Here is a 6,844-nt window from a genome sequence, read left to right as displayed (position 1 = left end):
GCGATGCCGAGGGACAGCGGCGTGACGTCAAGCAGCAGAACGTCCTTCACCTCACCCTTCAACACACCCGACTGCAACGACGCACCAACCGCCACCACCTCATCAGGATTCACACCCTTATGAGGCTCCTTACCATTCAACAACTCACGCACCAGATCCGCCACCGCCGGCATCCGCGTCGAACCACCCACCAAAATCACATGATCGATCCTGGCAAGCTCAATCGACGCATCCTTCAACACCTGCTGAAACGGACGCCGACACCGCTCAAGAAGATCCGCCGTCAACCGCTGAAACTCAGCCCGCGTCAACTTCTCATCCAAATGCAACGGACCCGACTCACCCAACGTGACATACGGCAGATTAATCTGCGTCTCCGAAGCCGACGACAACTCGATCTTCGCCTTCTCCGCAGCCTCCGTCAACCGCTGCTTCGCAATCTTGTCCGCACCCAGATCAATACCCTGCTTGTTCTTGAACTGAGTCACCAACCAATCAACAATCTTGGCATCCCAGTCATCCCCACCAAGATGATTGTCACCACTGGTCGCCTTGACCTCAAAAACACCCTCACCGATCTCCAACAACGACACATCAAACGTGCCACCACCAAGATCGAACACCAGAATCGTCTGGTCATGCTCCTTATCAAGCCCATACGCCAACGCAGCCGCCGTCGGCTCATTGATGATCCGCTGAACATTCAGCCCAGCAATCTCACCAGCCTCCTTCGTCGCCTGCCGCTGCGCATCCGAAAAATAAGCCGGAACCGTAATCACCGCATCAGTAACCGGCTCACCCAAATACGCCTCAGCATCCCGCTTCAACTTCTGCAAAACAAACGCAGAAATCTGCTGCGCCGTAAACGCCTTCCCATCAATCTCCGTCTTCCAACCAGACCCCATATGACGCTTCACCGAACGAATCGTCCGATCAACATTCGTCACAGCCTGACGCTTCGCAACCTCACCAACCAACACCTCCCCATTCTTCGCAAACGCCACCACCGACGGAGTCGTACGCGCCCCCTCCGCATTCGTCACCACCGTCGGCTCCCCACCCTCAAGAACCGCCACCACAGAATTCGTCGTACCAAGATCAATACCAACCGCACGAGCCATAACGCTCCAGCCTCCGATGAGAAGAAGTGTGTTTCGGGTGTTGTTTCTTGGCGGAGGAGCCGGACCGGCCCCGCGCCAAGGGGAGTTCAGGTTGTCGCAGCGGCCCCTATCTCCAGGGAGTCGTTGCTGTCGTTGACGTCGACGAGGACACGGTCACCGTCGCGGACCTCGCCGGCCAGGATCCTGCGGGCGAGCCCGTCACCGATCGCGGACTGGACCAGCCGGCGCAGCGGGCGCGCGCCGTACACCGGGTCGTATCCCGTGAGCGCCAGCCATTCCTTCGCACCCTCGGTGACCTCCAGGGTGATCCGGCGTTCGGCGAGCCGCCGGGCGAGCGCGGCCACCTGCAGGTCAACGATCCGGGTGAGTTCGTCGCTGCCGAGCGGATCGAACAGCACGACCTCGTCGAGCCGGTTGAGGAACTCCGGCTTGAACGACGTGCGGACGATGTTCATCACCATCTCGCGTTTCTTGTCCTCGTCAAGCGAGACGTCAGCGAGGTACTGCGAACCGAGGTTGCTCGTCAGGATGAGGATCGCGTTGCGGAAGTCGACCGTGCGGCCCTGCCCGTCGGTGAGTCGCCCGTCGTCGAGCACCTGCAGGAGTACGTCGAACACCTCAGGGTGCGCCTTCTCGACCTCGTCGAGCAGGATCACGGAGTACGGGCGGCGGCGTACGGCCTCGGTGAGCTGGCCGCCCTCCTCGTAGCCGACATAGCCCGGAGGCGCGCCGACGAGCCGGGCCACCGAGTGCTTCTCGGCGTACTCGCTCATATCGATGCGCACCATCGCGCGTTCGTCGTCGAAGAGGAACTCCGCGAGCGCCTTCGCCAACTCGGTCTTGCCGACACCGGTCGGACCGAGGAACAGGAAGGAACCCGTGGGCCGGTCGGGGTCGGAGATCCCGGCCCGCGCCCGGCGTACGGCGTCGGACACGGCCGTCACCGCGCGGCGCTGGCCGATGAGCCGGCGCCCGAGCTCGTCCTCCATCCGGAGCAGCTTTCCGGTCTCGCCCTCGAGGAGCCGGCCGGTCGGGATGCCGGTCCAGCTGGACACCACTTCGGCCACCTCGTCGGGGCCGACCTCCTCGCGCACCATCGGCGCCACGTCGGGCACCTCCGGCACCTCGGCCGCGGCCAGCAGCTCCTTCTCCAGCTCGGGAATCTCGCCATACAGGATCCGCGCGGCGGTCTCGAGGTCACCCTCGCGCTGGGCACGGTCGGCCTGGACGCGCAGGTCGTCGATGCGTTGCTTCACCTCGCCGACGCGGTTGAGTCCCGACTTCTCCTTCTCCCACCGGGCCTCGAGGCCCCGCAACGACTCCTCACGGTCGGCCAACTCGGCCCGCAACCGGGCGAGCCGCTCCTGGCTGGCGACGTCGCCCTCCTTGGAGAGCGCGAGCTCCTCCATCTTCATCCGGTCGACCTGCCGACGTAGCTCGTCGATCTCGACCGGGCTGGAGTCGATCTCCATCCGCAGCCGGCTGGCCGCCTCGTCGATGAGGTCGATCGCCTTGTCGGGCAGCTTCCGTCCGGTGATGTAGCGGTTGGACAGCGTGGCCGCGGCGACCAGTGCGCTGTCCGCGATCTGGGCCTTGTGGTGTGCTTCGTAGCGTTCCTTGAGACCGCGCAGAATCGCGATCGTGTCCTCGACGGACGGCTCGCCCACGAACACCTGCTGGAACCGGCGTTCGAGAGCGGGGTCCTTTTCGATCCGCTGGCGATACTCGTCAAGGGTGGTCGCGCCGATCATCCGCAACTCGCCGCGGGCCAGCATCGGCTTGAGCATGTTGCCCGCGTCCATCGAGCTGTCGCCGGTCGCACCGGCGCCGACGACCGTGTGCAGTTCGTCGATGAACGTGATGATCTGGCCGTCGCTCTCCTTGATCTCGTTGAGAACGGCCTTCAGGCGTTCCTCGAACTCGCCGCGGTACTTCGCACCGGCCACCGTCGAGCCGAGGTCGAGCGCGACCAGGCGCCGGCCCTTCAGAGACTCGGGCACGTCACCCGCGACGATCCGCTGCGCGAGACCCTCGACGACAGCGGTCTTGCCGACGCCGGGCTCGCCGATGAGGACGGGGTTGTTCTTGGTACGCCGGGACAGGACCTGGACGACCCGTCGGATCTCGGCGTCCCGCCCGATGACCGGGTCGAGCTTGCCCTCGCGGGCCTGCTCGGTGAGGTCGACGGAGTACTTCGCCAGGGCCTTGTAGGTGCCTTCGGGGTCCTGCGAGGTTACCCGCGCCGAGCCGCGCACCTGGGAGAACGCCGCGAGCAGACCTTCAGGCTTGGCGCCGGCCCGGGCCAGCACGTCCTTGGCGCTGCTCGCCACCGTCGCGAGCCCGACGAGGAGATGCTCGGTCGAGACATACTCATCTCCGAGCTCGGTCGCCTGGTCCTGTGCGACCTGGAGTACCTGATAAAGGGGCCTGGAGAGGTTGGGGGCCTGGACGGTGGACCCGCTCGCCGCGGGCAGCCGGGCCGCCGTGTCGGTCGCGTCCTTGCGAACCACGGACCGGTCGGCGCCGACCGCATCCAGCAGCGCACCGGCCGTGCCCTCCGGATCGGCGAGCAGAGTGAGGAGCAGGTGCACCGGCTCGACCGCCGGGTTGCCAGAGCTGGCTGCCTGCCGGACAGCGGCCGACAGCGCGTCCTGGCTCTTGGTGGTCAACTTCTGCGCGTCCATGGGTCTACATCCCCGTCATCAACGAATGGGCCATGCGACCCAACACCGACCGGGTTGAGTCCGTTCCGCTCAACTTTATGGCCATGATCTGCCTCATGCCAACGCTCCCGGAAACCTCTAGCGGGATCCGCCGCGTCGCCGGCGGGTCCCTTGCCACACGACGACGGCCCGGCTGGTGCGCGGTAGGAGTTCGGGGAGGAACGCCGCCTGTTCGGCGGCCCGCTCGAACATCACCTGGGCATCATCGAGGGCGCTCTCCAACTCCGCCACCCGTGCCCGCAACGTCTCGACCTCCGACTCGAGCTCGAGGATCTGTTTGACTCCCTCGAGCCCGATGCCGGCGGAGGTGAGCCTGGCGACGTGCTGAAGGGTCTCGATGTCACGAAGGGAGTACCGGCGGCCGCCGCCCACGGACCGGCCCGGCGACACCAGGCCGAGCCGATCGTAGGTGCGCAGCGTCTGCGGATGCAGCCCGGTGAGCTCGGCGGCGACGCTGATGACGTACGCCGGCGTATCCGCATGCATCGAGATGTCGAAGGCGGGACTGCGACCCGACCGGCGAACACCGGTCGGGCCGTCCACCGTGCCCAACTCCTCGCTCGTCATCGGACACCTCCCTGACCATCGAACAGGTCGTGCCGCGGGTCATCCACGCCGGTCGCCTTGCGATAGGCGTCCAACGCCTCCTTGGCCTGCTCGTCGAGGTGGTCGGGGACGACCACCTCGACGGTGACCAGCAGGTCGCCCTTGGTGCCGTCCCGCCGCGACGTGCCCTTGCCGCGGACCCGGAACGTCCGGCCGTTAGGTGTGCCGGGCGGGACCTTGAGGGTCACGGCCGGGCCGTTGAGCGTCGGCACCCGGACCACACCGCCGAGCGCAGCCTCGGGGAAGGTGATCGGCACCGTGATCGTGAGGTGCTCGCCCTTCCGGCCGAAGCGCTCGTGCGGCTGGACATGGACCGTGACGTACAGATCACCGGGTTGGCCGCCGCGTTCGCCCGGCGCGCCCTTGCCGCGCAACCGGATCCGCTGGGCGTCGTGGACCCCAGCCGGGATGCGGACCTGCATGGTGCGCGACGACGTGCCGCGCCCCGAGCCATGGCAGGTCGGGCAGGGGTCGTCGACCACCAACCCGCGCCCGCGGCAGGTCCGGCAGGGTTCGGTCATCGCGAGGCGTCCGCCCTGCGTGGTGGCGCGCATGCCCACCCCTTCGCAGTCAGGACACACCCGGGGGACCGTGCCGGCCTTCGCGCCAGTGCCCGAGCAGTCCGGGCACGGGCTGTCGCTGGTCATCCGGAGTGGCACCGTGACACCGTCCACAGCGTCACGGAACCCGATCGTCGCCTCGGTCTCGACGTCGGCGCCACGCCGCGGGCGGGTACCAGGAGGCGTACGGGTACGCCCACCAGTGAAGATCCCGCCGAGAATGTCGCCGAGTCCGCCGCTGCGACCACCCTGCTGGCTGAAGATGTCACCCAGGTCGAACGGGAAACCGCCGGTCGGGGTCTGGCCGCCGGGCCCGCCCGGGAACCGGAAGCCGCCCGCGCCGCCGAACAACGACCGCGCGTCGTCGTACTCCTTGCGCTTGGCCGGGTCGGACAGAACGGAGTAGGCCTCCGAAACCTCCTTGAAGCGTTCCTCTGCCTTGGCGTCGCCCTTGTTGGCGTCAGGGTGGTTCTGGCGAGCCAGCTTGCGGTAGGCCTTCTTGATCTCGTCAGGCGACGCGTCCTTGGAGACGCCGAGCACCTTGTAGAAATCCTTCTCGAGCCACTCTTTGGTGCCCATGGGTGCTGCTCACCTCCTCAGGATCAGCCGTCGCCAGAAGACGCCCGCTCATCCGGCCCGGCCTCGTCACTGGCCGGCGCCTCGGCGCCTTCGGTGGCGGTCGGCTGCTGCGGAGGCAGGCCAACCGTGGGCTCGGTCACCGCGACGCGGGCCGCACGGAGCACCCGCTCGCCATACCGGTAGCCCGGCTGCAGGATCGCCGCGCAGGTAGGTCCGGACACGTCGTCGGAGTAGGCGTGCATGAGTGCCTCGTGGATCCGCGGGTCGAACGGCTCCCCCACCTCGCCGTAACGCACCAGGCCGAGCTTGGCGAGGATCGACTCGAGCGCCTCGGCGACCGCCTTGAAGCCACCTTCGAGCTCGCCGTGCTCTCGCGCCCGGCCCACGTCGTCAACCACGGGAAGCAGCTCGGTGAGGGCGCCGGCTACCGCGAGATCCCGAGCGACCTCCCGATCACGGTCGACGCGACGCTTGTAGTTGACGTACTCAGCCTGAAGACGCTTGAGGTCGTTGGTGCGTTCGACCAGCGCTACCTTCAGCTCGGCCAAGGCCTGCTCGGTCTCGGTCTCAGCTGTCTGCGTGCCCGTGTCGACCGATGCGGTCGCGTCGCCGGTGGGGGGTTCAGCCTGGGGCGCGGACTCCCGTGCCCCTTCTCGAACCTTGCCAGTGAGCGGATCAATCCGCCGCCGGTCGCGGATCACGGGGCCTTCGTGTTCCTCGGCCTGCGTCACTTCTGACCGCCCTGCCCTTCCTCAGACGACTTGTCCTCGTCAACGATCTCGGCCTCAACCACGTCTTCGTCTTCCTTCTGGGCACCGCCGGCCGACGCGTCGGCACTGCCGTCACCCGAAGGCGTCTGCGCCTGCTGGGCGGAGGCATACATCGCCGCGCCCATCTTGTTGCGCGACTCCGACAGCTTGTCGAAGGCGGTCTTGATGGCGTCGTTGTCGTCGCCTTCCAGCGCCTTCTTCAGCTCCGCGCCGTGCTGCTCGACCTCCGCCTTGGCCTCGGCGGGGACGGTGTCGGGGTTGTCGGCGATGAACTTCTCGGTCTGGTAGACCAACGTGTCCGCCTGGTTACGCAGCTCCGCCACCTCACGCCGCTTACGGTCCTCCTCCGCATACTGCTCCGCGTCACGGACCATCCGGTCAATGTCATCCTTCGGCAACGCCGAACCACCCGTCACCGTCATCCGCTGCTCACGACCAGTGCCCAAATCCTTCGCCGACACATGCACAATGCCATTCGCATCGAT

6 protein-coding genes are annotated in these 6,844 nt (G+C 66.7%); all 6 read right to left on the bottom strand.

Going from position 1 to position 6,844, the window contains the following annotated elements:
* Positions 1–1,121, bottom strand: a 1,121-nt coding sequence (locus B141_RS0105540) for an Hsp70 family protein (RefSeq protein ID WP_026256936.1), incomplete at its 3' end; no start/stop codon positions are given.
* 86 nt (positions 1,122–1,207) lie between these two features.
* Positions 1,208–3,805: an ATP-dependent chaperone ClpB gene (clpB, locus tag B141_RS0105535; protein ID WP_020574177.1), complete on the bottom strand. Its 2,598-nt coding sequence runs from the start codon at positions 3,803–3,805 to the stop codon at positions 1,208–1,210.
* A 117-nt stretch (positions 3,806–3,922) separates the two neighbouring features.
* Positions 3,923–4,411: a heat shock protein transcriptional repressor HspR gene (locus tag B141_RS0105525; protein WP_020574175.1), complete on the bottom strand. Its 489-nt coding sequence runs from the start codon at positions 4,409–4,411 to the stop codon at positions 3,923–3,925.
* A complete protein-coding gene (dnaJ, locus tag B141_RS0105520) occupies positions 4,408–5,589 on the bottom strand; it encodes a molecular chaperone DnaJ (protein ID WP_020574174.1) in 1,182 nt (393 codons plus the stop codon). The genes B141_RS0105525 and dnaJ overlap by 4 nt, the downstream gene beginning before the upstream one ends.
* A gap of 23 nt (positions 5,590–5,612) precedes the next feature.
* Positions 5,613–6,320: a nucleotide exchange factor GrpE gene (gene grpE / locus B141_RS39045; RefSeq protein ID WP_020574173.1), complete on the bottom strand. Its 708-nt coding sequence runs from the start codon at positions 6,318–6,320 to the stop codon at positions 5,613–5,615.
* Positions 6,317–6,844, bottom strand: a 528-nt coding sequence (locus tag B141_RS39040; RefSeq protein ID WP_040420520.1) for an Hsp70 family protein, incomplete at its 5' end; no start/stop codon positions are given. The genes grpE and B141_RS39040, both read right to left, overlap by 4 nt.

The organism is Actinopolymorpha alba DSM 45243, assembly GCF_000373925.1.
Lineage (GTDB): Bacteria > Actinomycetota > Actinomycetes > Propionibacteriales > Actinopolymorphaceae > Actinopolymorpha > Actinopolymorpha alba.
Note: the sequence above shows the minus strand (reverse complement) of the source record. Positions and strands in the feature narration are given on the sequence as shown.

What these genes read in the sequence shown, in the direction of transcription:
- B141_RS0105525 (WP_020574175.1), bottom strand. Translation starts at nt 4,411, where the DNA reads ATGACGAGCGAGGAGTTGGGCACGGTGGACGGCCCGACCGGTGTTCGC.
- clpB (WP_020574177.1), bottom strand. Translation starts at nt 3,805, where the DNA reads ATGGACGCGCAGAAGTTGACCACCAAGAGCCAGGACGCGCTGTCGGCC.
- dnaJ (WP_020574174.1), bottom strand. Translation starts at nt 5,589, where the DNA reads ATGGGCACCAAAGAGTGGCTCGAGAAGGATTTCTACAAGGTGCTCGGC.